Origin of the sequence: Cupriavidus taiwanensis LMG 19424 (genome assembly GCF_000069785.1) — a bacterium.
Taxonomy (GTDB): Bacteria; Pseudomonadota; Gammaproteobacteria; order Burkholderiales; family Burkholderiaceae; genus Cupriavidus; species Cupriavidus taiwanensis.
On record NC_010530.1, the window covers coordinates 2,169,475 to 2,194,265 of the forward strand.

At 69.1% G+C, this 24,791-nt stretch carries 24 protein-coding genes; 16 read left to right on the top strand and 8 right to left on the bottom strand.

Annotation, left to right across the window (positions count from 1 at the left end):
• Positions 1 to 4: 4 nt before the first annotated feature.
• From RALTA_RS25160 to soxC, 3 genes are all read right to left on the bottom strand, one after another.
• A complete protein-coding gene (locus tag RALTA_RS25160) occupies positions 5 to 934 on the bottom strand; it encodes a TauD/TfdA dioxygenase family protein (protein ID WP_012356785.1) in 930 nt (309 codons plus the stop codon).
• A 153-nt stretch (positions 935 to 1,087) separates the two neighbouring features.
• The gene (locus RALTA_RS25165) at positions 1,088 to 1,675 is read right to left on the bottom strand and encodes a c-type cytochrome (protein WP_041232634.1); all 588 of its coding nucleotides are present in this window, start codon (positions 1,673 to 1,675) and stop codon (positions 1,088 to 1,090) included.
• Positions 1,662 to 2,903, bottom strand: coding sequence for a sulfite dehydrogenase (gene soxC, locus RALTA_RS25170; RefSeq protein WP_012356787.1), 1,242 nt, complete (start codon positions 2,901 to 2,903; stop codon positions 1,662 to 1,664). Before soxC ends, RALTA_RS25165 begins: the two co-directional genes overlap by 14 nt.
• Positions 2,904 to 3,118: 215 nt before the next feature.
• Between soxC and RALTA_RS25175 the strand changes: the two genes are divergently transcribed.
• The 7 genes from RALTA_RS25175 to RALTA_RS25205 all read left to right on the top strand — a co-directional run bounded on the left by RALTA_RS25175 (position 3,119) and on the right by RALTA_RS25205 (position 10,627).
• The gene (locus RALTA_RS25175) at positions 3,119 to 4,249 is read left to right on the top strand and encodes an ABC transporter substrate-binding protein (RefSeq protein WP_012356788.1); all 1,131 of its coding nucleotides are present in this window, start codon (positions 3,119 to 3,121) and stop codon (positions 4,247 to 4,249) included.
• Between the two features lie 4 nt (positions 4,250 to 4,253).
• Positions 4,254 to 5,090, top strand: a complete 837-nt coding sequence (locus RALTA_RS25180; protein ID WP_012356789.1) for an ABC transporter permease — start codon at positions 4,254 to 4,256, stop codon at positions 5,088 to 5,090.
• Between the two features lie 12 nt (positions 5,091 to 5,102).
• Positions 5,103 to 5,900, top strand: coding sequence for an ABC transporter permease (locus RALTA_RS25185; protein ID WP_012356790.1), 798 nt, complete (start codon positions 5,103 to 5,105; stop codon positions 5,898 to 5,900).
• A gap of 33 nt (positions 5,901 to 5,933) precedes the next feature.
• Complete coding sequence (locus RALTA_RS25190; protein WP_012356791.1) at positions 5,934 to 6,728, top strand: ABC transporter ATP-binding protein; 795 nt, start codon at positions 5,934 to 5,936, stop codon at positions 6,726 to 6,728.
• 26 nt (positions 6,729 to 6,754) lie between these two features.
• A complete protein-coding gene (locus tag RALTA_RS25195) occupies positions 6,755 to 7,717 on the top strand; it encodes a TauD/TfdA dioxygenase family protein (RefSeq protein ID WP_025584257.1) in 963 nt (320 codons plus the stop codon).
• Between the two features lie 31 nt (positions 7,718 to 7,748).
• Positions 7,749 to 9,122, top strand: a complete 1,374-nt coding sequence (locus RALTA_RS25200; RefSeq protein WP_012356793.1) for an LLM class flavin-dependent oxidoreductase — start codon at positions 7,749 to 7,751, stop codon at positions 9,120 to 9,122.
• Positions 9,123 to 9,352: 230 nt separating this feature from the next.
• Positions 9,353 to 10,627, top strand: coding sequence for an O-acetylhomoserine aminocarboxypropyltransferase/cysteine synthase family protein (locus RALTA_RS25205; RefSeq protein ID WP_012356794.1), 1,275 nt, complete (start codon positions 9,353 to 9,355; stop codon positions 10,625 to 10,627).
• Between the two features lie 86 nt (positions 10,628 to 10,713).
• Here the strand turns inward: RALTA_RS25205 and RALTA_RS25210 are convergent, their stop codons facing one another.
• Genes RALTA_RS25210 through RALTA_RS25220 form a run of 3 tightly spaced genes read right to left on the bottom strand, consistent with a single transcriptional unit; the run spans position 10,714 to position 13,333 of the window.
• On the bottom strand, positions 10,714 to 11,685 hold the full coding sequence (locus RALTA_RS25210; protein ID WP_012356795.1) for a lysylphosphatidylglycerol synthase domain-containing protein: 972 nt from the start codon (positions 11,683 to 11,685) through the stop codon (positions 10,714 to 10,716).
• A complete protein-coding gene (gene clsB / locus RALTA_RS25215) occupies positions 11,682 to 12,923 on the bottom strand; it encodes a cardiolipin synthase ClsB (protein WP_012356796.1) in 1,242 nt (413 codons plus the stop codon). Before clsB ends, RALTA_RS25210 begins: the two co-directional genes overlap by 4 nt.
• Before the next feature lie 53 nt (positions 12,924 to 12,976).
• Positions 12,977 to 13,333 (bottom strand): hypothetical protein, encoded by a 357-nt coding sequence (locus RALTA_RS25220; RefSeq protein WP_041232635.1) that lies wholly within the window; start codon positions 13,331 to 13,333, stop codon positions 12,977 to 12,979.
• Positions 13,334 to 13,511: 178 nt separating this feature from the next.
• Here RALTA_RS25220 and RALTA_RS25225 point away from each other — a divergent pair, with 178 nt between their 5' ends.
• From RALTA_RS25225 to RALTA_RS25255, 7 genes are all read left to right on the top strand, one after another.
• The gene (locus tag RALTA_RS25225; protein ID WP_012356798.1) at positions 13,512 to 14,333 is read left to right on the top strand and encodes a MetQ/NlpA family ABC transporter substrate-binding protein; all 822 of its coding nucleotides are present in this window, start codon (positions 13,512 to 13,514) and stop codon (positions 14,331 to 14,333) included.
• A 185-nt stretch (positions 14,334 to 14,518) separates the two neighbouring features.
• Positions 14,519 to 15,292, top strand: coding sequence for an SDR family oxidoreductase (locus tag RALTA_RS25230; RefSeq protein WP_012356799.1), 774 nt, complete (start codon positions 14,519 to 14,521; stop codon positions 15,290 to 15,292).
• Positions 15,293 to 15,358: 66 nt separating this feature from the next.
• Positions 15,359 to 16,267 carry a LysR family transcriptional regulator gene (locus RALTA_RS25235; RefSeq protein ID WP_012356800.1) on the top strand — a complete coding sequence of 303 codons (909 nt, stop codon included), beginning with the start codon at positions 15,359 to 15,361 and terminating at the stop codon, positions 16,265 to 16,267.
• Between the two features lie 210 nt (positions 16,268 to 16,477).
• Positions 16,478 to 17,563, top strand: a complete 1,086-nt coding sequence (gene pdhA / locus RALTA_RS25240) for a pyruvate dehydrogenase (acetyl-transferring) E1 component subunit alpha (protein ID WP_012356801.1) — start codon at positions 16,478 to 16,480, stop codon at positions 17,561 to 17,563.
• Positions 17,564 to 17,621: 58 nt separating this feature from the next.
• The gene (locus tag RALTA_RS25245) at positions 17,622 to 18,599 is read left to right on the top strand and encodes an alpha-ketoacid dehydrogenase subunit beta (protein WP_012356802.1); all 978 of its coding nucleotides are present in this window, start codon (positions 17,622 to 17,624) and stop codon (positions 18,597 to 18,599) included.
• Positions 18,600 to 18,644: 45 nt separating this feature from the next.
• Complete coding sequence (locus tag RALTA_RS25250; protein ID WP_012356803.1) at positions 18,645 to 19,763, top strand: dihydrolipoamide acetyltransferase family protein; 1,119 nt, start codon at positions 18,645 to 18,647, stop codon at positions 19,761 to 19,763.
• Positions 19,764 to 19,923: 160 nt separating this feature from the next.
• A complete protein-coding gene (locus RALTA_RS25255; protein WP_012356804.1) occupies positions 19,924 to 20,118 on the top strand; it encodes a ribbon-helix-helix domain-containing protein in 195 nt (64 codons plus the stop codon).
• 1 nt (position 20,119) lies between these two features.
• Here the strand turns inward: RALTA_RS25255 and RALTA_RS25260 are convergent, their stop codons facing one another.
• Positions 20,120 to 21,805 (bottom strand): SulP family inorganic anion transporter, encoded by a 1,686-nt coding sequence (locus RALTA_RS25260; RefSeq protein ID WP_012356805.1) that lies wholly within the window; start codon positions 21,803 to 21,805, stop codon positions 20,120 to 20,122.
• Positions 21,806 to 22,021: 216 nt separating this feature from the next.
• Between RALTA_RS25260 and RALTA_RS25265 the strand changes: the two genes are divergently transcribed.
• On the top strand, positions 22,022 to 22,459 hold the full coding sequence (locus RALTA_RS25265; protein WP_012356807.1) for a universal stress protein: 438 nt from the start codon (positions 22,022 to 22,024) through the stop codon (positions 22,457 to 22,459).
• Between the two features lie 95 nt (positions 22,460 to 22,554).
• Positions 22,555 to 23,211 carry a peroxiredoxin gene (locus RALTA_RS25270; protein WP_012356808.1) on the top strand — a complete coding sequence of 219 codons (657 nt, stop codon included), beginning with the start codon at positions 22,555 to 22,557 and terminating at the stop codon, positions 23,209 to 23,211.
• Positions 23,212 to 23,539: 328 nt separating this feature from the next.
• Here RALTA_RS25270 and RALTA_RS25275 read toward each other — a convergent pair whose 3' ends face one another.
• Positions 23,540 to 24,508: a chemotaxis protein gene (locus tag RALTA_RS25275; RefSeq protein ID WP_012356809.1), complete on the bottom strand. Its 969-nt coding sequence runs from the start codon at positions 24,506 to 24,508 to the stop codon at positions 23,540 to 23,542.
• Positions 24,509 to 24,791: the final 283 nt, after the last annotated feature.

The following is a 24,791-nucleotide window of genomic DNA, read 5'->3' on the forward strand; positions in this document are numbered from 1 at the left end:
GCCTTCAGCGCGGCACGTCGCCTTCGATGGTGGTGCGGTACATCACGCGCCGCAGCTCCGGCGGACAGCCCGCGGCAAGATGCAGCAGCGAGCGGTTGTCCCAGAACACCAGGTCGTGCGGCTGCCACTGGTGGCGGTAGATGTGAGCGGGCTTGACGCTGTGCGCGAACAACTGGTCCAGCAGATCGCGGCTTTCATCTTCGGGCAGGCCGACGATGCGAGTGGTGAAATGTTCGCTGACAAACAAGGCCTTGCGTCCCGTTTCCGGATGGGTGCGCACCACCGGCTGCAGCACCGGCCTGACCTGCGCGACCTGCTCCGGCGTCAGGTTGGGCCGCCAGGGGCTGCGTTGCTGCAACTCGGCGTAGCGCGCCAGGTAGGTGTGCTCGGCCTGCAGGCCGTCGACGGCACGTTGCAGCGCGGCCGGCAACGTGTCCCACGCCAGGTGCATGTTGGCGAACAACGTATCGCCGCCCTCGGCCGGCAGTTCGCGTGCATGCAGCAGCGAGCCGAGGCTGGGCTTTTCCTTGTACGACAGGTCCGAATGCCAGAAGTGGCCGGCATCGCCGAGCCCGATCGGCTTGCCGTTCTCGACCACGTTGGACACCACCAGCACCTCTGGATGCCCCGGCAGCTGGAACTGGTGCAGCACGTGGATCTGCAGCGGGCCGAAGCGGCGGCTGAAGCCGATCTGCTGTGCCGGCGTGATCTGCTGGTCGCGGAACACCACCACGTGGTAGTCGAGGTGGGCGCGATGGATGCGGGCAAAATCCGCGTCGGACAGCGGCTGCGACAAGTCGAGCCCGATCACTTCCGCGCCCAGCGGCGCGTCCAGCGGACGGATCTCGAAGTTGCCCGAGTCTGCGGAAAATGCGGTGGAAAGCGGCGCGCTCTGCTGGCGCGAAACACTGGCGTGGGCGGTTGCGGTCGTCATGGCAAGCTCTGGCATACGGGGGAAGCCGATGCGACATCCGGGATGCCGCGTACAAGCTTGCACTGTAGAGAGCCGGCCATTGCACGGTCAACGAATCATATTGCTGGCCCTTATCCGCTTATCGCATATCCATGTCTCGACATTTGCCAGCCATCAGGGCTTGCCGGGGCAAGCGCTGCGGCACGGCACGTTGGCCGTATCCGGGCGCGCGTCGGCGACAAAGCCATCACGGTTCGGCATCTTCACCTGCGGCAGCGTGCGCGCGTCCAGCACGGCATCTGCGGGCAGGATGCCGTTCTTGTGCAGCAGCCACGCGGTGACGGCATAGACCTCGTCCGGCGCCAGGCTCTGCGGCGCGTTGTAGGGCATGGCACGGTTGATGAAGTCGAATACCGTGGTCGCGTAGGGCCAGAAGCTGCCGATGGTCTTGACCGGGTCCTTGCCCCTGGCGGCGTCCTTCAGCGTGCCCTGCCCGCCCACCAGCGCATCGGCCGGCTTGCCTTCGCCATTGACGCCGTGACACGCGGCACAGTGCTGCGCATAGACCTGCTGGCCCCGCGCGACCGTGCCGCTGCCCGGCGGCAGGCCCGTGCCGTCCGGGGTCACGTCGATATTCCACGCGGCAAGGTCGCGCTCGCTGGCGGGGCGGCCTATGCCGTAGGTCTGCGCAAGGACCGTTTGGGCAGCGCAAGCCAGCGCCAGCACGGCGGCGGCACCACTGATTCGTTCAAGCGCGCGCATTGGCAATGCTCCCGTCCGCGGCCACGCGCCAGCGCTGGATCGCGTTGTAGTGATAGGTGGAAGCCACGCCGCGCGCGGCCACGAGCTGGTCCGGCGTGGGCTGGACGTTGCCGGCTTCGTCGATGGCGCGGCTCTCCAGCGAAGCTGGCCCGCCATCCCAGCGCCACGGCAGGCGGAAGCGCACCAGCGCGCGGTCCAGCACCGGCTCCTGCAGCTGCGCCTCGCGCCAGCTGCGGCCGCCATCGACCGAGACCTCGACGCGGCGGATGCGCCCGTGGCCCGACCACGCCAGGCCCGAGATCTCATAGAACCCGCGCTCACGCAGCTTGTGATCCGGCGCGGGGAAGGTGATCACGGACTTCACATCCATCAGGAAGGTGAACTGCCGCGCGCTGCCGTCGGGCAGGGAATCCGTGTATTTCGAAGTCTCTTCGCGCGACATGAACGGCGCGCGCCCCAGCTTCAGGCGCCGCAGCCACTTGATGGACATGTTGCCCTCATAGCCCGGCAGGAACAGCCGCAGCGGATAGCCGTGCTCGGGCCGCAGCATCTCGCCGTTCTGCGCATAGACCAGCAGCGCGTCTTCCAGCGCCTTGGCCAGCGGCACGCTGCGCGTCATGGCCGCGCCATCGGCGCCCTCGGCCAGCACCCAGGCCGCATCGGGCGCCACGCCGGCTTCGTCCAGCACCACGGACAACGGCACGCCGGTCCACTCACAGCAAGACAGCAAGCCATGGCTGATCTGCACCGACTTCGCACCGGGCGCTTTCCACTCGCGCCCGGTGTTGCCCGAGCACTCCAGAAAATGGATGCGGGACACCGACGGCAGGCGCACCAGGTCGTCCATGGTGAAGATACGCGGGCGCGCCACCAGCCCGTGCACCGCCAGCCGGTGCTGCGCCGGGTCGATCAGCGGGATGCCGGCGTGATGGCGCTCGAACACCAGCCCGGTCGGCGTGATGATGCCGCGCAGGTCCTGCAGCGGCGTCATCGACGAGTTGGCGCCGGGCACCGGCGCCGCGCTGCGGCTGCGCCGCACCACGTCTTTCTCGAACGGGGATGGCTGGCCGTAGGCATGCCACAGCACGGGCTCGCCCGGCGTGCGCGTCCACGGCGCAACCGTCAGGGGTTCAGCGCGCGCCGCAGTGGCGGCGCCGGCCGCGGCGGCGCCCAGCACCGCCCCGCGCTGCAGGAAGCGCCGGCGGCCGGAACTCAGGTCATTGCTCATCGTGAGGGCGTGGTCAGTCTGGTAGCGATCAAAATGCGCAGACTGTAGGACAGCACCGGCACTTGGCCAACGAAGAAGAATGCATGCCGATATGCCGACGCCGCGCTGCGCGCCATATGCGCGGGGCCGATAACCAAAGCCGGAATCATTCGTTCTGGTCCGCGCGCAGCGCCGCTTATCGTGGAGCCGTCCTCAACTTCAAGAAGGCCTGCACGATGACGTCCCCGCGCCCCCATGCCAACGCCCCGCACACCCTGACCCGCCGCGAGCTGCTGCGCTGCGCGGCCTGGTCCGGACTGGGCATGGCGGCTTCGCTGTCGCCGCTGTCCGCGTTCAGCGCCAGCCCGGCCGCGCGGCCTGACGTGATCCGCGTCGGCGTGGCCCAGCCCGCCACCGGCACCCCGCCCAGCTTTGCCGGCAGCTCGCTGGCGATTGCCCATGCGCGCGGCTGGCTGGAGGAGTCGTTCAAGCCGACCGGCACGCGCGTGGAGTGGTTCTTCTTCAAGGGCGCCGGCCCCGCCGTCAACGAGGCGCTGGCCAACCGCCAGCTCGACTTTGCGCTGCAAGGAGACCTGCCGTCCATCGTGGCACGCTCCGCTGGCCTGAAGACGCGGCTGGTGCTGGCCACCGGCGTGCGCGCCAACATCTACGTGGGAGTGCCGCCCGATTCGCCGCTGAAGACGGTCAGCGACCTGCGCGGCAAGCGCGTGTCGCTGTTCAAGGGCACCAACATGCATCTGCCCGCGCTGCGCCTGCTGGAAGCGAACGGGCTGTCGGACAAGGACCTGCGCCTGCTGAACCTGGACACGGCCGGCTACCTGGCGGCGCTGTCCACGCGCGACATCGACGCCGCCATCGGTGCCATGGACATCCTGCGCCTGCGCGACAAGGGCGCGGTGCGCATCCTGTACTCAAGCAAGAACCAGTCGCCGATCTACACACGGCAAAGCCACGTACTGGTGAGCGACGAATTCGCCGGGCGCTATCCGGAGGCCACGCAGCACCTGGTGAAGGCCGCGGTCGAGGCGGCGCGGTGGGCCTCGGACGAGAGCCATCGTGAAGAAGTGCTGCGCACCTGGGCGCGTGCGGGCACGCCTTATGACCACTGGAAGGAGGACTTCGACGGCGAGCCGCTGCGGGTGCGGCTGAACCCGAATTTCGATCCCTTCCTGGTCAGCCGCTACAAGGACGCGGTCGAGCAGGCCTATCGCTTCAAGCTGAGCCGTGCGCGCTTTGACGTGGACCAGTGGATCGACCAGCGCTTCCTGAAGGCTGCGCTCAACGACCTGAGCCTGCAGAGCTACTGGCCCGTCTACCAACCCAACGGCAAGATCATGGGAGCCTGACATCATGTCTGTCGCCGATTCGCTTTCACTGCCCGCCGCCGCGGCGCCGCGCGTGGCGGCTCCGCGCAGGCCACTGCGCTGGCAGGATGCCGCCCGCTGGCTGCTGGCCTGGCCGGTGCCGCTGGCGCTGCTGCTGGTCTGGTACGTGGCTGCCCGCAATGCCTGGATTCCGCCGCAGGTGCTGCCCGCACCCGAGGACGTCGCACGCACGCTGGCCGACCTCTGGCAAAGCGGTGAACTGCAGGCCAACCTGGCCATCAGCGCACTGCGCGTGGCCGGTGGCTTTGCCGTGGGGCTGGCCGGTGGCCTGGCGCTGGGCGCGGCCATGGGCCTGTCGCCGACGTTGCGCGACTACGTCTACCCGACTTTCAAGGCGTTCAGCCAGGTGCCGGTGCTGGGCTGGCTGCCGTTGCTGATGCTGCTGGTCGGCATCGACGAAGCGCTCAAGGTGATCCTGATCGCCAAGGCCGCCTTCGTGCCGGTGGCGCTGAACACGTACAAGGGCATCGGCAGCGTGCCGACACGCTACCTGGAAGTGGCGCGGGTGCTGCGGCTCACGCGCTGGCAGACGCTGTCGCGCGTGGTGCTGCCCGCCGCGGCCGCGCCGGTGTGGAACGGCGTGCGCTACGGCCTGACGCACGCGTGGCTGGCACTGGTGGTGGTGGAGCTGCTGGCCTCGTCCGAGGGGCTGGGCTACATGATCGTCTACGGGCGCCAGCTGTTCCAGCTCGACATGGTGCTGGCCGCCGTGGTGGTGGTGGGCGTGGTGGGCTTTGCGCTGGACAAGACCCTGGCGCTGGCCGAAGGCGCGGTGCTGCGCTGGCGCAAGCCAGGCTTCTGAGGCGAGGCCGCGATGACTACTTCTGCTATCCGCCTCCGTATTCGCCTGCCCCGCGCCTTGCGCGGCTGGGTGCTGCCGCTCGCGCTGCTCGCGCTGTGGTGGGCCGCCGTGCGCTTTGGCTGGACCACTTCGCCGCTGCTGGTGCCGGTATCCAGCGTCTGGGACACCGCGGTGCGCCAGGTGCAAAGCGGCGCGCTGGCCACGGCATTGGCCGCCAGCCTGTGGCGCGACCTGGCCGGATTCGCCATCGGCGCCAGCGCCGGACTGGTGTTCGGCACGGCGCTGGGCCTGTCGCGCCTGTTCGAGCGCCTGGTCGGCCCGAGCTTTCACACGGTCAAGCAGATCTCGCTGTTTGCATGGATCCCGCTGATCTCGGTCTGGTTCGGGCTGGGCGATGCCGCCAAGGTGGTGTTCCTGTCGCTGGCCGCATTCTTCCCGGTGGTGCTGAACACCTTCGAAGGCATCCGCGCCGTGCCGGTCGACCTGCTCGAGGTTGCGCGCGTCTTGCGATTCAACCGCACCCAGGTGCTGTGGCGCGTGGTGCTGCCGTCGGCGGCCCCGTCGATCTTCGCCGGCATCCACCTGGCGCTGATCTATGCGTGGCTGGCGACGCTCGGCGCGGAGTACCTGCTGGTATCCGGCAAGGGCATCGGCAACACCATGACCGATGGCCGCGAAAACTTCTGGATGGACCTGGTGATCTTCGGCGTGATCGTGGTCGGCCTGGTCGGCTTCACGCTGAACTGGATCGCCAGCCGCATCGAATCCCGCCTGCTCGCCTGGCGCGGGCGCTCGGTGGCCGCGGGCTGAGCCGCGCTGCCCCTTATTGAACGGAGACCACAAATGCCACATGCCGGCACGCTAAGCATCGCGCACCTGCACAAGCAGTACGAAGTCGAGGGCCGGGCGCTGCCCGTGCTCGAGGACATCACGCTGACCATCGCCCCGGGCGAGTTCGTCAGCATCGTCGGCGCCAGCGGCTGCGGCAAGTCCACCCTGCTGCGGCTGGTGGTGGGGCTGGAACAGGATTACCGCGGCGAGATCCTGCTGGACGGCAAGCGCGTATCGGGCACCAGCCTGCAGCGCGGCATCGTGTTCCAGGAGCATCGCCTGTTCCCGTGGCTGACGGCGGAACAGAACATCCGGCTGGCGCTGCTCAACACGCCGGGCAGCGACGCGGAGAAAGACCGCAACGTTGCCGAGCATATCGCGCTGGTTGGCCTGCGCGGCTTCGAGCAGGCCTATCCGCACCAGCTCTCCGGCGGCATGTCGCAGCGCGTGGCGATTGCGCGGGCACTGGTGACGCGGCCGGAGATCCTGCTGCTAGACGAGCCCTTCGGCGCGCTCGACGCAATGACGCGGGCCTACCTGCAGCAGGAGCTGCAGCGCATCTGGCAGGCCGAGGGCATCACCATGATCCTGGTCACCCACGACGTCGAGGAAGCCGTCTTCCTGGGCGACCGCGTGGTGGTGATGGCACCCCGGCCCGGCCGCATCCGCCGCATCCTGCCGGTGGACCTGCCGCATCCGCGCGAACGCGCCGGACTTCCCTTCGCGCGGGCGCGCGATGCCGTGCTGCGCGAATTCGCCGGGCAGGAGCCCGTCGTGCAGCGGGCCCCTGAACCTGAACTCGCCTGACCCAACCCTCTCCCCGGAGCTTCGTGATGACCCAAGCCAACGCCACGCAAGACCAGCCCGTCCAGCTCGACATCCACCCGGTTGCCGGCCGCATCGGCGCCGAGATCCGCGGTGTCGCGCTGCACGGCGACCTCCCGCCCGCCACCTTCGCCGCCATCCGCGCAGCCTTGCTCAGGCACAAGGTGCTGTTCTTCCGCGACCAGGTGCATCTGGACGATGCAGCACAGCAGGGCTTTGCGCGCCTGTTCGGCGACACCGTGCCGCACCCGACCGTGCCTTCGCGCGACGGCACGCAGCTGCTTGAGCTGGACTCGCAGCACGGCGGCCGCGCCAACTCCTGGCATACCGACGTGACCTTCGACCTGGCCTACCCCGCGGTCTCGGTGCTGCGCGCCGTGACCGTTCCCGCCGCCGGCGGCGACACGGTGTGGGCCAACACCGCCGCCGCGTACCAGGACCTGCCCGAGCCGCTGCGCGAACTGGCCGACAAGCTGTGGGCACTGCACACCAACGACTACGACTACGCGGCCACGCGCGTCAATCCGAGCGACGAAGGGCTGAAGCGCTACCGCGAAGTCTTCACCTCGGCGCTCTACGAGACCGAGCACCCGGTGGTGCGCGTGCACCCGGAAACCGGTGAGCGCACGCTGGTGCTGGGCCACTTCGTCAAGAAGCTGCTGGACTACGCGTCGGCCGATTCGGCGCACCTGATTGCCGTGCTGCAGGGCCATGTGCACCGGCTGGAGAACACCGTGCGCTGGCGCTGGCGCGCGGGCGACGTCGCGATCTGGGACAACCGCGCCACCCAGCACTACGCCATCAACGACTATGGCGACGCGCACCGCGTGGTGCGCCGCGCCACCGTGGCCGGCGACATTCCGGTCGGCGTGGATGGCCGCCGCAGCAAGGCGGTGAAGGCGGGCGTGCGCGGCGAGGGCGCGGCGCCGGCCAACCAGTCCGCCGGTGCCGCGCAACGGCAAGCGGCCTGATTCAGCCAGTCTCTTCCGGAGAGCACGATCGATGTCACCGCAAAAGCCGCCGCGCCAGCTGCATCTGGGCGCCTTTCTCCAGGCCACCGGGCACCATGTCGCCGGGTGGCGCCATCCCGGCGCGCAGGCCGATGCCGGGCGCAACCTGGCGCACTACATCGCACTGGCGCAGCGCGCCGAGGCCGCGGGGTTCGATGCGCTGTTCCTGGCGGACGGCGTCGCCATCCGCGGCATGGACGATGCCACCCTGCCGCGCACCGCGCGCGCCGCCACCTTCGAGCCGCTGACGCTGCTGTCGGCACTGGCGGCGGTGACGCAGCGCATCGGCCTGGTGGCGACCGTCTCCACCACCTACAACGAGCCCTTTCATGTGGCGCGCAAGTTCGCCTCGCTCGACCATCTCAGCGGCGGCCGCGCGGGCTGGAACGTGGTGACGTCGTGGTCGGATGCCGAAGCGCGCAACTTCAGCCTCGAACGTCATCCCGCGCACGCTGACCGCTACGCCCGTGCCGAGGAGTTCGTCGACGTGGTCACCGGGCTGTGGGACACCTGGGAGGACGATGCCTTCCTGTATGACAAGGACAGCGGCCGGCATTTCGATGCGGACAAGCTGCACACGCTGGACCATCGCGGCGCGCACTTCCAGGTGCGCGGGCCACTCAACGTCGCGCGCCCGCCGCAGGGCCATCCGGTGATCGTGCAGGCCGGCTCGTCCGAGGCCGGGCAGGAGCTGGCCGCACGCACCGCCGAGGTCATCTTCACCGCGCAGCAGTCGCTGGCGGATGCGCAGGCCTTCTATCGCGGCCTGAAAGCGCGGCTCGCGCGCCATGGCCGCACGCCCGACCAGCTCAAGATCCTGCCGGGCGTGTTCCCGGTGGTGGGCCGCAGCGAGGCCGAGGCACAGGAGAAGTTCGAAGCGCTGCAAAACCTGATCCATCCGTCGGTGGGGCTGGCCCTGCTGTCGCAGCACCTGGGCGGGATCGACCTGAGCGGCTATCCGCTGGACGGCCCGTTGCCCGACAACCTGGTCGAGCCGAACGGCGCCAAGAGCCGCTTCCAGCTGGTTACCGGCCTGGCCCGGCGGGAAGGGCTCACCATCCGCCAGCTGTGCCTGCGCGTGGCCACCGCGCGCGGCCACTGGTCGATCCACGGCACGCCGCAGTCCGTCGCCGACCAGCTGCAGGCGTGGTTCGAAGGCGAGGCCGCCGACGGCTTCAATGTCATGCCACCGTGGCTGCCGGGCGGGCTCGATGATTTCATCGAACTGGTGCTGCCGGAGCTGCGCCGGCGCGGGCTTTTCCGCGAGCGCTATACGGGCACCACGCTGCGCGAGCACCTGGGGCTGCGCCGGCCGGAGAACCTGCGCTGGCAGCAGCTCGAACCGTCGCTCGCGGTCGGAGCATGACCGCTGCGCCGCGGCGCCGCGCATATCCAAATGCAATAAGTTTCCTTGCCTCGCGCGAGCGCCGTCGGCAACCATAGCAGCCACGCCGCAGGGGCGTGCGCGGGCCGGCTGGTACCATCGCACGGCCTGGTGCGCCCGTGCGGCGCACTGCTCGGCATGCCCGGCGCCAGGGCAGGCACTGCCCCCGCGCGCCGGTCCGGCACCCAACAGCGAAAAGAAGAGAGAAGACGATGAGACTCGAAACCCTGGCCGTCCACGGCGGCTATTCGCCCGATCCCACCACGCGCGCGGTGGCCGTGCCCATCTACCAGACCGTGGCGTACGCCTTCGACAACGCCCAGCATGGCGCCGACCTGTTCGACCTGAAGGTGGCCGGCAACATCTACAGCCGCATCATGAACCCGACCAACGACGTGCTCGAGCAGCGCCTGGCCGCGCTCGAGGGCGGCGTGGGCGCGCTGGCGCTGGCGTCGGGCATGGCGGCGATCACCTATGCGATCCAGACCATTGCCGAGGCCGGCGACAACATCGTCTCGTCCAGCCAGCTCTACGGCGGCACCTACAACCTGCTGGCGCACACGCTGCCGCAGTCCGGCATCGAGACGCGCTTTGCCGACGGCCGCAATCCGTCCAGCTTCGGCGACCTGATCGATGCGCGCACCAAGGCCGTGTTTGTCGAGTCGGTGGGCAACCCGCTCGGCAACGTGGTCGATATCGCCGCGATCGCGCGCGTGGCGCACAACCACGGCGTGCCGCTGATCGTCGATAACACGGTGCCGTCGCCCTACCTGTGCCGGCCGTTCGAGCATGGTGCGGATATCGTCGTGCATTCGCTGACGAAGTACCTCGGCGGCCACGGCAACAGCGTCGGCGGCGCCATCGTCGACAGCGGCAAGTTCCCGTGGGCGCAGCACAAGGCGCGCTTCCGGCGCCTGAACGAGCCGGACGTGTCGTACCACGGCGTGGTCTATACGGAAGCGCTGGGGCCGGCGGCCTATATCGGCCGCGCGCGCGTGGTACCGCTGCGCAATACCGGCGCGGCGCTGTCGCCGTTCAACGCCTTCCTGATCCTGCAGGGCATCGAGACCCTGGCGCTGCGGCTGGACCGGATCACCGAGAACGCGCTGGCGATCGCGCGCCACCTGCAGCAGCATGCCAAGGTGGCGTGGGTCAATTTTGCCGGTCTGCCGGATCACCCCGACCACGCGCTGGTGCAGCAATACCTGGGCGGCCGCGGACCCGGCATCCTGTCGTTCGGCCTGAAGGAGGGCGGCCGCGAGGGTGGCGCGCGTTTCCTCGATGCGCTGCAGCTGTTCACGCGGCTGGTCAATATCGGCGATGCCAAGTCGCTGGCCACCCACCCGGCATCGACCACGCACCGCCAGCTCAACGCCGAGGAACTGCAGGCCGCCGGCGTCAGCGAAGACATGGTGCGGCTGTCGATCGGCATCGAGCATATCGACGACCTGATCGAAGACCTGGACCGCGCGCTGGCAGCGGCCTGACCTCCCGCCCGCTACCGCTGGTTTGCTACCCTCTCCCGCCCGCGGGAGAGGGGCCGGGGGAGAGGGCAGGCACTCGCACTAGCCGATCACTTCACCGCTTCCTCGTCACCACGCTTGCCCCGCGCCTCCAGCACGAAATAGCCCACCGATCCGATCATCAACGGAATCAGGTAATACAGCGCCCGATACGCGATCAGCGCCGCGAGCAGCAGTCCGTGCGGCACCTGGTCCCCAAGCATGGTCAGGAACACCGTCTCGATCACGCCGAGCCCGCCAGGGATGCGCACCACCACGCCCGCCAGCCCGGACGCCAGCAGCACGCCAAGAACCGTGAAATACGTCGCATGCGTATGCAGCAGCGCGTACAGGATAGCGCCCATCGACATCCAGTGGGCCGCCGACAGCGCGCATTGCAACGCCGCGAAGCGCACCGTGGGCATATAGATGTCGTGGTCGCGCACGGTGCGGTGGCGGCCGTGCCAGAGTGCGCACGCCGCCAGGTAAGCGGCGGGGATCGCCAGCATCAGCATGCCCAGCACCCGCGTCAGCGCCGCGGGAATGCCCCACTCCGGCGGCAGCACCACCAGTTCGCCGGCGAGGATGGCGCCCGCCAGCACCGCATAGCCGAGCCAGTTGGTCGTGACCACCACCACGAACAGGCTCCAGATCTGCGGCGCGCTCAGGCCCGCGCGCGAATACAGGCGGTAGCGCACGCCGGCGCCGCCGAGCGTGGCGCCAAGGTTGAGGCTGAGCGTGTAGCTGACATAGGAGATCGCCATCACCCGGCGCAGCGGCAGCGGGTGCCCGGCATAGCGGCAGCCGAGCACGTCGAACTGGCTGTACAGCAGCCCGCTCAGCGCGACGAATCCGGCTGCCGGCAGCAGCGTGCGCGCATCGAAGCCGCGCAGCGCTTCCAGCACCGCGTTCCAGTCGATGGTGCCCAGCTTGCGCGCGATCAGCGCCAGCACGGCGGCAATGAACAGGATGCCGATGGCACGGCGCCAGGCCGGCCAGTGTGCATGCTGGCGGATGGCGGACAGGGCCTCGGCTCCCGTCATTCCGCGCCTCCGCGCAGCACCACCACGCGCCGCCCTTTGCGCCGCCCATTGCGCCGCCCGCCCGGCATCGGCTGCACCAGCCGCGGCGCATGCGCCGGCAGCCAGCCTGCCCAGGCCGGGAAGCGGCGCAGGAAGTGGAACATCAGCGTCGCGCCGAGCGCGTCGAGGCGGCTGCGCGGAGACTTCAGCCCCGGCGGCACCGCGCGGCAGCGTGCGTCGATCAGCGTTTCTAGCCGGCTGCGCAGGTGGCGCGCAAAGGCTTCGTCGCGGATCACGAGATTGGCCTCGAGGTTCAGCGACAGGCTCAGCGGGTCGAGATTGCTCGAGCCGACCGTGGCCCAGCTGTCGTCCACCACCGCGACCTTGCCATGGAAGGGCCGCTCGACGTACTCCAGGATCTGCACGCCGGCGTCCTGCAGATGGGCGTAGAGCAGGCCGCCGGCGCGCGCCACCCACGGCATGTCAGGCTTGCCCTGCAACAGCAGCCGCACCCGTACGCCGCGCGCGGCGGCCTCGCACAGCGCATGCAGCAGCCGGTAGCCCGGCAGGAAGTACGCGTTGGCGATGATGACCTCGCGCCGCGCGAGGCGGATCGCGTCCAGGTAGGCGAATTCGATGTCGTTGCGGTGGCGGTGGTTATCACGCGTGACCAGGCAGGCGCGTGCGGGATGCGTGCACGGATCCGGCGCCTCGTACCCGGCCAGCGGCCCGTCCAGCGACGGCGGGCACGCGCCTGGCATCGCGCGCGCCAGGAAGTCGTGGACGTGGCGCGCGAACGGTCCGCGGATTTCCACCGCATAGTCCTGCTTGGCCAGCGGCCCGAACCGGTACAGGTGCTGGGCGGAGAAATTGAGGCCGCCGACGAATGCCACTTCGGCATCGATGGCCACCAGCTTGCGGTGCATGCGGCGGAAGATATGCGTGCGCACGCCTAACAGCCGCGGCCGCGGCGAGAATGTGCAGAACTGCACGCCTGCGTCGACCAGCCCGGCGATGAATGCCGGCGACAGGTCATGCGAGCCGAAACCGTCCACTGTCAGGGCCACGCGCACGCCGCGGCGCGCCGCCGCGACCAGGGCCGCGTGCAATTTGTGACCTACCTCGTCTTCAAAAAGGATAAAAGTTTCCAGCAGTACGCTTTCGCGCGCGCGCGCAATCGCGTCGAACACGCACGGAAAATACTCCTCGCCGTTCTCCAGCAGGCGGAAGCGGTCGGAAGCGGACAGCAGCGGTGTCATGGCCGGCAAATCGCCGCAAACACCATGCCAGCGAAAACCCCGCCACAACGCCGCTAGCGCCGGCGGTGGCTGCGCCGCCAGCGCGCCAGCGCGGCGGCGGCCAGCGCACCGGCCGCCACGCCGGCAACGAAGATTCCTACTGCCATGCCGTTCCACGGTCCCGCGGCAGCGTGCTCTGCACCGCCGCGGCCCAGCGGGGCAAGGGACTGCCAGTCGGCCGCGGTGAACTGCGTCATCGCGCGCGCACCATCGAGCCCGTACACGCAGACCTCGCCGCCCGGCAGCTTGCAAAAACGCGCTGGCGGACAACTGCGCAGAATGGCTTGCGTCTCGCCCTCGCCGCAGCGGGCGCCGGCGCTGCGCAGCACCTGCAGGGTGACGTCGGGATGCTTGGTCAGTTGCTCGGGCATGGCAGCCTCCATGGCGGGGCACGCAGGGAACGCGCGCTTCTACAGCGTAGGCCTTATTCCGCCCGGGCATATCGCCATGCGTAATCGCTCGTTCGTCCTTTGGCTGCCTTTCCATACAATGGGTCGATGCCACGGCGCGACGCCGAGGCAGCCAACCAACATCAAAGGGGAGCATCCGATGCAATACGGGAAATTCGGCCTGGCAGCGCGCCTGGCAGCAGCCGTGCTGGCGCTGGGCGTGGTCCACGGCGCCGCCGCGGCCGATCCGGACAAGAAGGAAATCCGCTTCGGCGCCACCGCCGGCCCGTATGCCGACCAGATCCGCTATGGCGTCAAGCCGGTGCTGGAGCAGCGCGGCTACAAGGTCACCATCGTCGAGTTCAGCGACTACGTGCAGCCCAACCTGGCGCTGGCCGACGGCGCCATCGACGCCAACGCCTTCCAGCATGTGGCCTACCTGAAGAAATTCTCGGCCGACCGCAAGCTGGCCCTGAGCGACGTGATACAGGTGCCCACCGCGCCGATCGGCATCTACAGCCGCAAGCACAAGGCGCTGGCCGAGGTGAAGGCGGGCAACACCGTGTCGCTGCCGAACGATCCGACCAACCTGGCACGTGCCATCGCCATCCTGCAGCAGATCGGCTGGGTCACGCTCAAGCCCGGCACCGACCCGATCCGCGCCAGCGAGCGCGATATCGACGCCAATCCGCACAAGCTCAAGCTGGTCCAGCTCGAAGCCGCGCAGCTGCCGCGCTCGCTGGACGATGTCGACTATGCCTTCGTCAACGGCAACTATGCGCTGGCCTCGGGCCTGAAGCTGACCTCGGCGCTGGCGCTGGAGAAGATTCCCGACTACTACATGAACCTGGTCGCGGTGAAGACCGCCGACCTGAACAAGCCCTTCGTCAAGGACATCCGCGAGGCCTACCAGTCCGCCGAGTTCAAGGCGGTGACGCAACAGCGCTTCGCCGGCTTCGTGCCGCCGCCGTACCAGCGCTGAGCGCCGCGGCAGGCCGGCAAGGCGCGCCCCGTGGCGCGCCTTCGCCTTGACTCCGGGGCCGGCATCGCACCGCCGCCCCGGATTGTTCTGGTTTTCTGGATGATCTATCCAGTCGCCGCCAATTTATTCCCCCTTGCGGCCCGCCTAAGCTGAAGCCTCCTTCGACGCATCCACAGGAGAGTTTCATGGCTGACCATTCCATCCGCGGCAAGGTCGCGCTGATCGCCGGCGGCGCCAAGAACCTGGGCGGGCTGATCGCGCGCGACCTGGCCGCGCAGGGCGCCCGCGCCATCGCCATCCATTACCACGGCGCGGCCTCGCGCGCCGACGCCGAGGCCACGGTCCAGACAATCCAGGCAACCGGCGCCCAGGCGGTGGCGCTGCAAGCGGACCTGACCCGCGCGGGCGCGGTCGAGCGCTTGTTTGCCGATGCCGTGGCCGCGGTGGGCCGTCCCGATATCGCCATCAATACGGTGGGCAAGGTGCTGAAGAAACCGTTCGCCGAGATCAGCGAGGCGGAGTACGACGAGATGTCGGCGGTCAACGCCAAGAGCGCCTTCTTCTTCCTGAAGGAAGCCGGGCGCCACGTCAAAGACCACGGCAAGATCGTGACGCTGGTGACCTCGCTGCTGGGCGCGTTCACGCCCTTCTATGCCGCCTATGCCGGCACCAAGGCACCGGTCGAACACTTTACCCGCGCCGCGGCCAAGGAGTTCGGCGCGCGCGGCATCTCGGTGACCGCGGTAGGACCCGGCCCGATGGATACGCCGTTCTTCTACGGCCAGGAAGGCGACGATGCCGTGGCCTATCACAAGAGCGCGGCCGCGCTGTCGCCGTTCTCGCCGACGGGACTGACGCATATCGAGGACGTGGTGCCCTTTATCCGCCATCTGGTCAGCGACGGCTGGTGGATCACCGGCCAGACCATGCTGATCAACGGCGGCTACACGACCAAATAAGCCGCAGCGCCGCTCTGGTGCGCGCACGCATTGCAGGTATGCTTGCGCCATCGACGAGCGAGGCGTATGGACAGATTCGACCAGTACCGCGTATTCCTGCAGGTGGCCGAAATGGGCAGCTTCATCAAGGCCGCGCATGCGCTCGGGTTGCCGCGCGCATCGGTGTCGGCGGCGGTGCAGGACCTCGAGGCCCAGGTCGGCGCGCGCCTGCTGCACCGGACCACGCGGCAGGTGCGGCTGAGCGCCGACGGGGCGCAATTGCTGGAGCGGCTGCGCCCGCTGCTGGCCGAGGTCGAGGATATCGACCAGCTGTTCCAGGCCGGCCAGCGCCAGGCCAGCGGGCGCCTGAACGTGGATATGCCCAGCCGCATCGCGCGCCGGCTGGTGGCACCGGCGCTGCCCGCACTGCTGCGGCGCCATCCGCGGCTGCAGCTGTCGCTCGGTTCCAGCGATCGCGCCATCGACCTGGTGCAGGAGGGCGTGGACTGTGCGGTGCGCTTCGGCATGCTGGCCGACAGCAGCCTGGTGGTGCGGCCGCTGGGCCGGATCGCGCTGGTCAACTGCGCCAGCCCGGCCTACCTGCGCGAACACGGCGAGCCCCGTGATCCGGCCGACCTGCGCCGCGGCCACCTCGCGGTTGGCTACGCCAGCCCCCGCACCGGGCGCGACTTGCCATGGGAATTCGTGGATACCGATGGCAGCGCGCACGGGGCCGACGTGGCAACGCGCGTCTCGGTCAACAATGCCGAAAGCTACATCGCCTGCTGCCTCGCCGGCATCGGGATGATCCAGATTCCGCGCTTCGACGTGCAGCACCTGCTCGACACCGGACAGCTGCTGGAAATCATGCCCGACTGGCGCCCGGCGAGCATGCCGGTGTCGCTGCTCTATCCCCACCGCCGCCAGCGGTCGCAACGGCTCGCGGTCTTCCTCGAGTGGTTCCGCGCGCTGATGCAGCCGCACCTGGAAGGCTGAGCGCAGGCCCGCGCGCGCACTGCCGCAGTGTGCGCAGCAAGACAATTTCGCGCGGCGCCGGCCGCGCAAATGCCCTACACTCAAGCTCAAGTCCCCCGCGCCCAAAAAGCACGGCAGGGATCACAACGCGATCATGCCGCGGAGGGCTGCGAAGATCCTCGCCCCGATCCGCGCGGATCCTGTCGAGACAACCGCATCGAGAGACCTGCCATGTCCACGGTTGCGCGCTTTGAGATCGGCTATACCCGCTACCTTGCCCCACCGGGCGACACCTCTCCCACCACTGCTCCCCCTCCCCCGTTCGCCAGCGACCCTGACGCGCTGGTGCCGCTGTACCAGGCGATGGTGCTGACGCGCCAGTTCGACCTGAAGGCCATAGCGCTGCAACGCACCGGCAAGATCGGCACGTTCGCGTCGGCGCTGGGCCAGGAGGCCATCGGCGTGGGCGTGGCCTGCGCCATGCGGCCGGAGGATGTGCTGGTGCCCTCTTACCGCGACCACGCGGCGCAGTTTGTCCGCGGCGTCACGATGACCGAGAGCCTGCTCTACTGGGGTGGCGACGAGCGCGGCAGCGGCTTTGCCGCGGCGCCGCATGACTTTGCCAACTGCGTGCCGATCGGCACGCAGGTGTGCCACGCGGCCGGCGCGGCCTACGCGTTCCGGCTGCGCGGCGAGCCGCGCGTGGCAGTCTGCCTGCTGGGCGACGGCGGCACCTCCAAGGGCGACTTCTATGAAGGCATGAACATGGCCGGCGCGTGGCGCGCGCCGCTGGTGATCGTGATCAACAACAACCAGTGGGCCATCTCGATGCCGCGCAGCGCCCAGACCGCGGCGCAGACGCTGGCGCAGAAGGCGATTGCCGCGGGCATCCCGGGCGAGCAGGTCGACGGCAACGACGTGGTCGCGGTGCGCCACCGCGTCGGCGAAGCGATCGCGCGCGCCCGCGATGGCGGCGGCCCCGCGCTGATCGAGGCCATCACCTACCGGCTGGGCGACCACACCACCGCCGACGATGCCTCGCGCTACCGCGACGAGGCCAGCGTCAAGGCACACTGGCAGCACGAACCGCTGTTGCGCCTGCGCACCCACCTGCTGGCCCTGCATGCCTGGGATGCGGCGCGCGAAGAGGCGTTGGTCAAGGCGTGCTCGCAGCAGGTGGCGCAGGCGGTCGAGACCTACCTGGCCATGCCGCCGCCAGACCCGGCCGCGATGTTCGACTGCCTGTACGCGGCCATGCCGGCCGAACTGCAGGCGCAGCTGGAGATCGCGCGGCGCTTCCCGGCGCAGCACGGCTAGCCGCTGGCGGCGCCGCGCGCGCACTCCTACCTCGACCCGGTCCCACAGCGAGCGAACCATGGCGGAAATCAATCTGGTCGAAGCAGTCAACCTGGCGCTGGCCCATGCGCTGGAGCACGATCCCGATGTGCTGCTGCTGGGCGAGGACATCGGCGTCAACGGCGGCGTGTTCCGCGCCACCGTGGGCCTGCAGGCGCGCTTCGGCGCCGCGCGCGTCATGGATACGCCGCTGGCCGAAGGCGGCATCGTCGGCGCGGCGATCGGCATGGCGGCGATGGGGCTCAAGCCCGTGGCCGAGATTCAGTTCACCGGCTTTATCTACCCGGCGGTGGATCACATCATCAACCACGCCGGGCGTATGCGCCACCGCACGCGCGGGCGGCTGACCTGCCCGCTGGTGGTGCGCTCGCCGTGCGGCGCGGGCATCCACGCACCCGAGCACCACTCCGAAAGCCCGGAGGCGATGTTCGCCCACATGCCTGGCATCCGCGTGGTCGTGCCGTCATCGCCGGCGCGCGCGTACGGGCTGCTGCTGGCGGCGATCGCCGACCCAGACCCGGTCATCTTCCTCGAGCCCACGCGGCTGTACCGCCTGTTCCGCCAGGAAGTGGCCGACGACGGCGCGGCGCTGCCGCTCGATACCTGCTTCACCTTGCGCGAAGGCAGCGACATCACGCTGGTGAGCTGGGGCGCGATGGTGCAGGAGACGCTCGCCGCCGCCGACGCGCTCGCCGCGGAAGGCGTTACCGCGACTGTGATCGACGTGGCCACGCTCAAGCCGCTGGACATGCAGACCATCCTGGATGCGGTTTCGCGCACCGGCCGCTGCGTGATCGTGCACGAGGCGCCGCGCACCGCCGGCTTCGGCGCCGAGATCGCGGCGCAGCTGGCCGATGCGGGGTTGTACTCGCTGGCCGCGCCGGTGCAGCGCGTGACCGGCTTCGATACCGTGGTGCCGCTGGCGCGGCTGGAGTACACCTACCTGCCCGGTGTCGCGCGCATCGTCGATGCCGCGCGCAGGGCGCTGGCGGCGTAGGGCCCCGGCGGCAACCGGACCGTTCAAGCTAGCCAAGGAGGACCGATGCGAGTCTTCAAGCTGCCCGACCTGGGCGAAGGCCTGCAGGAGGCCGAGATCGTGGCCTGGCACGTCAAGACCGGCGACACGGTCGCGGCGGACCAGCCGCTGCTGTCGGTGGAGACCGCCAAGGCGATCGTCGAAATCCCGTCGCCTTATGCCGGCAGCATCGGCAAGCTGTTTGCGCAGCCGGGCGACATCGTGCACCTGGGCGCGCCGCTGGTGGGTTTCGAGGGCGCCGGCGAAGATGCCGACGCCGGCACCGTGGTGGGCTCGGTCCAGGTCGGCACGCACGTGGCCAGCGAAGCCGCGCCGCCCGGCACCGCCGCGCCCGCTGCGGGGATGGCCGCGCGCATCAAGGCGACGCCGGCGGTCCGTGCGCTGGCGCGCCGGCTCGGCGTGGACCTGGCCATGGCCACCGCCTCGGGTCCCGAGGGCGTGGTCACCGCCGCCGACGTGGAACGGGTCGCCGCCACGCTGAAGGACCTCGGCGCGCCCGAAGAACTGCGCGGCGTGCGCCGCGCGATGGCGCAGAACATGGCGCGTGCGCAGGCCGAAGTCGCCGCCGCTACCGTGATGGACGATGCCGACATCCACGCCTGGCCGGCCGGCGCCGATGTCACCATCCGGCTGGTGCGCGCGCTGGTGGCCGGCTGCCGCGCCGAACCGGGGCTCAATGCGTGGTATGAAGGACAAACCGGACGCCGCCACGTGCTGAAGAAGATCGACGTCGGCATTGCCGCCGACCTGCCCGAGGGCCTGTTCGTGCCGGTGCTGCGCGATGTCGGCAACCGCGACGCCGCCGACCTGCGCCACGGGCTCGACCGCATGCGCGCCGACATCCGCGCGCGCACCATCGCCCCCGAGGAGATGCGCGGCAACACCATCACGCTGTCCAACTTCGGCATGATCGCCGGGCGCTATGCGGCGCCGATCGTGGTGCCGCCCACCGTGGCGATCCTGGGTGCCGGGCGCGTGCGCGACGCAGTGGTCGCGGCCGGCGGCGTGCCCGCGGTGCACCGGGTCATGCCGCTGAGCCTGACCTTCGACCACCGCGTGGTGACGGGCGGAGAGGCCGCGCGCTTCCTGGCGGCGGTGATCGCGGATCTGGAGATGGCGGAGTAAGTAAGACTACTGGTTTTGCCAGCACCCGCTGTGTGCTCCCCCTCCCGCAGCCGGGAGCGGGGCGCAGACCGCCGGTGTACCGAAGCCCTGCGGCAGCGCTGTATATAATGCCCATCCAATCGCCGCCGCCATCTCCGGCCCCGGACCGCCGCACACCCTCATGGAATCCAAGACCGCCCGCCTGACCATCCTGATCGATCCGGTGAAGAAGAAGGCCTTTGAAACGCTGTGCGCCGCGCAGGACCTGACGCCGTCGCAGGTGGTGCGCCAGCTGATCCGCGATTACCTGGCGCAGCATGGCGTGGATTACGCCACCAAGCCCAGGCCGGCGGGCGGCACGCGCCAGAAGAAGTAACTCAGCGCGGGGCGTTGGCCTCGCCTTGCCCTTCCCCGGCGAGCGCGGCGCAGCGTTGCGCCGCCTGCGCCAGCGAATCCGCGTAGTTGCCTTCTCCCAGCGCCGCCAGCACGCCGGCGCGCGCCAGCTTTTCCCTGACCCTCGCGTTGGCCTCGGCCAGCACTACCGCGACGCCGCGCTTCTGCAGCGTGACGATCACCGCCTCGAGCGTCTGCAGCCCGGTCATGTCCATGAAGGGCACGCGGCCCAGGCGGATCAGCAGCACGCGCGGCTCGGTATGGGTCTGCACCAGCGCTCGCTCGCAGGCCTCAACGGCACCGAAGAAGAACGGGCCGTCGATGACATAGACCAGCACGCCCGGCGGTATCGGCGCCACCGCGCCGGTGCCCGCGTCGTCCAGTTCGCGCGCAACGGCCTCGGCGGCCTGGGGTGCCACTTCCACCGCTGCCGACATGCGCCGCAGGAACTGCAGCATGGCCAGGATTACGCCGATATTGACCGCCACCACCAGGTCGGTCAGCACCGTCAGCGTAAAGGTGATCAGCAGGATCGCGACATCGGCGCGCGGCGCGCGCCGGACCATGCGGGCGAACTGGCGCATCTCGCTCATGTTGTAGGCCACCACGAACAGGATCGCGGCCAGCGCGGCCAGCGGCACGCTGGCCGCGAGCGGCGCCAGGAACAGCAGCACCAGCACCAGCGTGAGCGCATGCACCACGCCCGCCAGCGGGCTGTTGCCGCCATTGCGGATATTGGTGGCGGTGCGCGCGATCGCGCCGGTGGCGGCAAACCCGCCGAACAGCGGCGCCACCACATTTGCGATGCCCTGCCCCACCAGTTCCTGGTTCGAGTCATGCCGGGTGCCCGCCATGCCGTCGGCTACCACGGCCGACAGCAAGGACTCGATCGCGCCAAGCATGGCAATGGTGAAGGCAGGCCCGGCCAGCTCCAGCACGCGCGCCAGCGTGACCTCCGGCAGCGACGGCACCGGCAGGCCGCGCGGCAGGCCGCCGAAGGCCGTGCCGATGGTCGCCACGCCGTCGAAGCGGAACAGCGCCTGCACCGCGGTGGCCACCACCAGCGCCACCAGCGGGCCCGGCACGCGCCGCAGCCAGCGCACGCGCGGCGCGCCCACCACCAGCGCCAGGCTGCCCAGCGCCAGCGCGGTGGTGGCGGGGTGCCATTGCGGCAGCGCCTGCAGCAGGTGCCAGAGTTTTTCATGGAAATGCGCGCCGGCCACTGGCGGCAGCCCGAAGAAATCGCGCCACTGGCCGACGAAGATGATCACGCCGATGCCCGCGGTAAAGCCGACGATCACCGGCGCCGGAATGTAGCGGATCACGCCGCCCAGCCGCGTCAGCCCCATCGCCAGCAGGATCAGACCGGCCATCAGCGTGGCGATCTGCAGGCCATCGATGCCGTGGCGCGCCGTTACCGCGGACAGCACCACGATAAAGGCGCCGGTGGGCCCGGCGATCTGCACGCGGCTGCCGCCGAACAGCGACACCGCCAGCCCGGCGACGATGGCCGTGTACAGGCCCTGTTCGGGCTTGGCGCCCGAGGCAATCGCGAACGCCATTGCCAGCGGCAGCGCCACTACCCCCACGATCACGCCCGACACCACATTCGGCAGCCAGTTGCCGCGTTGGAACAATCCGGCCAGCCGGGCTTCGCGTAGCGCAATCATGCTTCAGTCCCTTCCATCGGTGCGGGGGCACAGGTGAATCGAATGATAACAGCATGTTAATGCTTGCCCCCGGGCACCACCCTGTTCGCGGCCGTGCTCCGGAGGCCCTGGCGTCCTGTTCCTTATGCCGCGCAATTCCTATACTGGATTGGCTCGCCCGCCAGTGCGCGGACGCGCCAGGCTGGCGCGGTATCTCTTTGCAAGCGGAGGCTCATCATGTACAGGCACCTCCTAGTACCGACCGACGGCTCCGCGCGCGCCGATGCCATGGTGAGCCGCGCGATGGCATTCGCCAGCCGCATCGGCGCCCGCGTGACCGGGCTGCATGTGCTTCCCGAGTACCACGTGCTGACCTACCGGCTCACCAGCCTGCAAGACACCAAGAGCAACTTCGCCGCCGAAGCCGCGCGCCACGCCGACACCTTCCTTGCCGCGCTCAGCCACACCGCGGCGCAGGCCGGCGTGCCGTGCGACACCATCACCGCCACCGACGACCATCCCTGGCAGGCCATCATCGCGTGCGCGCAGCAGCGCGAGTGCGACCTGATCGTGATGTCGTCGCATGGCAAGCGCGGGCTGCAGGCCATGCTGATCGGCAGCGAGACGCACAAGGTGCTGACCCACAGCACGATCCCGGTGCTGGTTTTCCGCTAGCGGGACACGGCGCCACGGCGGGATAGCGGGGATAGCGGGCAACAGTGCGCGGCAACGCGCGATTCCAAACCATGCCAACTGCAAGGAGCGCAACCATGGCGATTCGACTGGGCGAGCAAGCCCCTGATTTCACCGCCGACACCACGGAAGGCCGGATCAGCTTCCATGAGTGGATCGGCGACGGCTGGGCCATCCTGTTCTCGCATCCCAAGGACTTCACGCCGGTGTGCACCACCGAGCTGGGCTACATGGCCCGGCTCAAGCCCGAGTTCGACAAGCGCAATACCAAGATCATCGGCCTGAGCATCGATCCGGTGGATGACCACCAGCGCTGGGTCAAGGACATCGAGGAAACCCAGGGCTGCACGGTCAACTATCCGATGATCGGCGATGCCGACCTGAAGGTGGCCAAGCTTTACGACATGATCCACCCCGAGGCCAGCGGCAGCGGCCCGCGCACCGCGGTGGACAACGCCACCATCCGCTCGGTGTTCATCATCGGCCCGGACAAGAAGGTGAAGGCGATGCTGGTGTACCCGATGAGCGCGGGACGCAATTTCGACGAGGTGCTGCGGCTGCTGGACTCGCTGCAGCTCAATGCGAAGCACACCGTGGCCACGCCGGTGAACTGGAAGCCGGGCGAGGACGTCATCATCCCGACCTCGGTCTCGGACGAGGAAGCCAGCAAGAAATACCCGCAGGGCTTCAAGACGCTGAAGCCCTACCTGCGTACGGTGGCACAGCCCAAGTAGCGCCACGGCGCAGGACGGACGAAAAGAAGGGGAGAGCGAGGAGCGGCGGCGCCAGGGAGCGCGGCGGCGCGGAGCCCGCGCCCGGCCGCGGTCGGGGCTTCCCGGCCGGCATCGGCTGATGCCGGCCGGGAGCGCACCGGCGGTGCCCGACTTGTCCACAAAAAATATCCACAGGAACAGTGGATATCCCCCCTCTTGACAACCGCGAAGGGCGCGCCCGCGCTGGAACGCGCTGGAGTGCCCGTTTTATAGGCAACCGACCGGCGTACGGGAATGGTTGCGGGCGCTTGCATTTTGTGCCTGCCGCTCCAGCCCCGTGGCGGCGCGCTTAACGGGTCAGCACCGCGCGGATGGTATCGGCCAGTTCCTTGGCGACAAACTTGGCGACATAGGCATCGGCGCCCACCTTGCGCACGTGCTCCTCGCTGGCCTCGCCCGACAGTGATGAGTGAATCACCACCGGCAATGACTTCAGCCGGCTGTCGGCCTTGATCTTGCGGGTCAGCGTAAAGCCGTCCATCTCCGGCATCTCGAGGTCGGTCAGCACCAGCGCCACGTCATCCTGGACCGGCCTGCCCTGGCTGGCGGCCTCGGCCGCGATGCGGTCCAGCAACTCCCACGCTTCCTTGCCGGACTTGGTCATCACCACCGGTGCGCCCAGCGCCTTCAGGCCCTGCTCGATCAGCCCGCGCGCCAGTGCCGAATCGTCCGCCGCAACCACCCTGGCGCCAGGGCGCAGCTGTAGCTGGGGTCCGACTTCGCCGGGGTCCACGTCCGGCTGGCGCGTGGGCAGCACATCACGCAGGATCTGCTCCACATCGAGCACCTGCACCAGGCGCGCGCCTTGCTCTTCCCCCTCGCCGCCGCCGTCCAGCTTGGCGATGCTGGTCACATGGCCGCTGCGCACACTGGCTTCGGCGGAATGCACCTGGTTCCACTCCAGCCGCACGATTTCCTCGACCGCCTCGACCGCAAAGCCCTGGGTCGAGCGCGCGTACTCGGTCACCAGCAGGATGCCCAGTCCGGCCCGCGGCTTGCAGCCGACCAGCCGGGGCAGGTCGATCACCGGAATCACCTGCCCGCGGATATCGGCCATGCCCAGGATCGACGGATCGGCGCCGACCACGGTTGTCACCGGCGGCATGACCAGGATCTCGCGCACCTTGAAGACGTTGATGCCGAACAGCTCCGACTGGCCGGAATGCTCGGCCTCGCCGAGCCGGAACAGCAGCAGCTCGAACTGGTTGTTGTTGGTGAGGTTAGTCCGTTCGTCGATGTCCCTCATGGAACTGCTCATGCGTTGCTCCCGTGCCGTGCGTATGGTGTGTTGCCGCCATGGTTGTTCTGCCTGCGCCCGCGGCGGTTGGCGGACGGCAGGCGTCATGACCGGATATCGGCGCGCGCCCGCGGGAATTGAGCGGCGCGCGCACCGCATGTGCGGATTTCATCGTTCCATATCCGGATTGCTTCGTTCCTTCGGCACAGCGTGGTCCATATAGTGACTCCCAACTTGTCATAACACGCTATGTCGATCCGATGACCTTCCGGACCAACGCCTTGCCCGCCGACAGCGCCGCGGC

Bases quoted from the DNA above. Each gene is read 5' to 3' on its own strand.
- RALTA_RS25270 (WP_012356808.1), top strand. From the start codon at position 22,555: ATGGCGATTCGACTGGGCGAGCAAGCCCCTGATTTCACCGCCGACACC.
- RALTA_RS25230 (WP_012356799.1), top strand. From the start codon at position 14,519: ATGGCTGACCATTCCATCCGCGGCAAGGTCGCGCTGATCGCCGGCGGC.
- RALTA_RS25210 (WP_012356795.1), bottom strand. From the start codon at position 11,685: ATGACGGGAGCCGAGGCCCTGTCCGCCATCCGCCAGCATGCACACTGG.
- RALTA_RS25245 (WP_012356802.1), top strand. From the start codon at position 17,622: ATGGCGGAAATCAATCTGGTCGAAGCAGTCAACCTGGCGCTGGCCCAT.
- soxC (WP_012356787.1), bottom strand. From the start codon at position 2,903: ATGAGCAATGACCTGAGTTCCGGCCGCCGGCGCTTCCTGCAGCGCGGG.
- pdhA (WP_012356801.1), top strand. From the start codon at position 16,478: ATGTCCACGGTTGCGCGCTTTGAGATCGGCTATACCCGCTACCTTGCC.
- RALTA_RS25190 (WP_012356791.1), top strand. From the start codon at position 5,934: ATGCCACATGCCGGCACGCTAAGCATCGCGCACCTGCACAAGCAGTAC.
- RALTA_RS25205 (WP_012356794.1), top strand. From the start codon at position 9,353: ATGAGACTCGAAACCCTGGCCGTCCACGGCGGCTATTCGCCCGATCCC.
- RALTA_RS25195 (WP_025584257.1), top strand. From the start codon at position 6,755: ATGACCCAAGCCAACGCCACGCAAGACCAGCCCGTCCAGCTCGACATC.
- RALTA_RS25275 (WP_012356809.1), bottom strand. From the start codon at position 24,508: ATGAGCAGTTCCATGAGGGACATCGACGAACGGACTAACCTCACCAAC.
- clsB (WP_012356796.1), bottom strand. From the start codon at position 12,923: ATGACACCGCTGCTGTCCGCTTCCGACCGCTTCCGCCTGCTGGAGAAC.
- RALTA_RS25260 (WP_012356805.1), bottom strand. From the start codon at position 21,805: ATGATTGCGCTACGCGAAGCCCGGCTGGCCGGATTGTTCCAACGCGGC.
- RALTA_RS25165 (WP_041232634.1), bottom strand. From the start codon at position 1,675: ATGCGCGCGCTTGAACGAATCAGTGGTGCCGCCGCCGTGCTGGCGCTG.
- RALTA_RS25265 (WP_012356807.1), top strand. From the start codon at position 22,022: ATGTACAGGCACCTCCTAGTACCGACCGACGGCTCCGCGCGCGCCGAT.
- RALTA_RS25250 (WP_012356803.1), top strand. From the start codon at position 18,645: ATGCGAGTCTTCAAGCTGCCCGACCTGGGCGAAGGCCTGCAGGAGGCC.
- RALTA_RS25160 (WP_012356785.1), bottom strand. From the start codon at position 934: ATGACGACCGCAACCGCCCACGCCAGTGTTTCGCGCCAGCAGAGCGCG.
- RALTA_RS25185 (WP_012356790.1), top strand. From the start codon at position 5,103: ATGACTACTTCTGCTATCCGCCTCCGTATTCGCCTGCCCCGCGCCTTG.
- RALTA_RS25225 (WP_012356798.1), top strand. From the start codon at position 13,512: ATGCAATACGGGAAATTCGGCCTGGCAGCGCGCCTGGCAGCAGCCGTG.
- RALTA_RS25235 (WP_012356800.1), top strand. From the start codon at position 15,359: ATGGACAGATTCGACCAGTACCGCGTATTCCTGCAGGTGGCCGAAATG.
- RALTA_RS25255 (WP_012356804.1), top strand. From the start codon at position 19,924: ATGGAATCCAAGACCGCCCGCCTGACCATCCTGATCGATCCGGTGAAG.
- RALTA_RS25200 (WP_012356793.1), top strand. From the start codon at position 7,749: ATGTCACCGCAAAAGCCGCCGCGCCAGCTGCATCTGGGCGCCTTTCTC.
- RALTA_RS25180 (WP_012356789.1), top strand. From the start codon at position 4,254: ATGTCTGTCGCCGATTCGCTTTCACTGCCCGCCGCCGCGGCGCCGCGC.
- RALTA_RS25175 (WP_012356788.1), top strand. From the start codon at position 3,119: ATGACGTCCCCGCGCCCCCATGCCAACGCCCCGCACACCCTGACCCGC.
- RALTA_RS25220 (WP_041232635.1), bottom strand. From the start codon at position 13,333: ATGCCCGAGCAACTGACCAAGCATCCCGACGTCACCCTGCAGGTGCTG.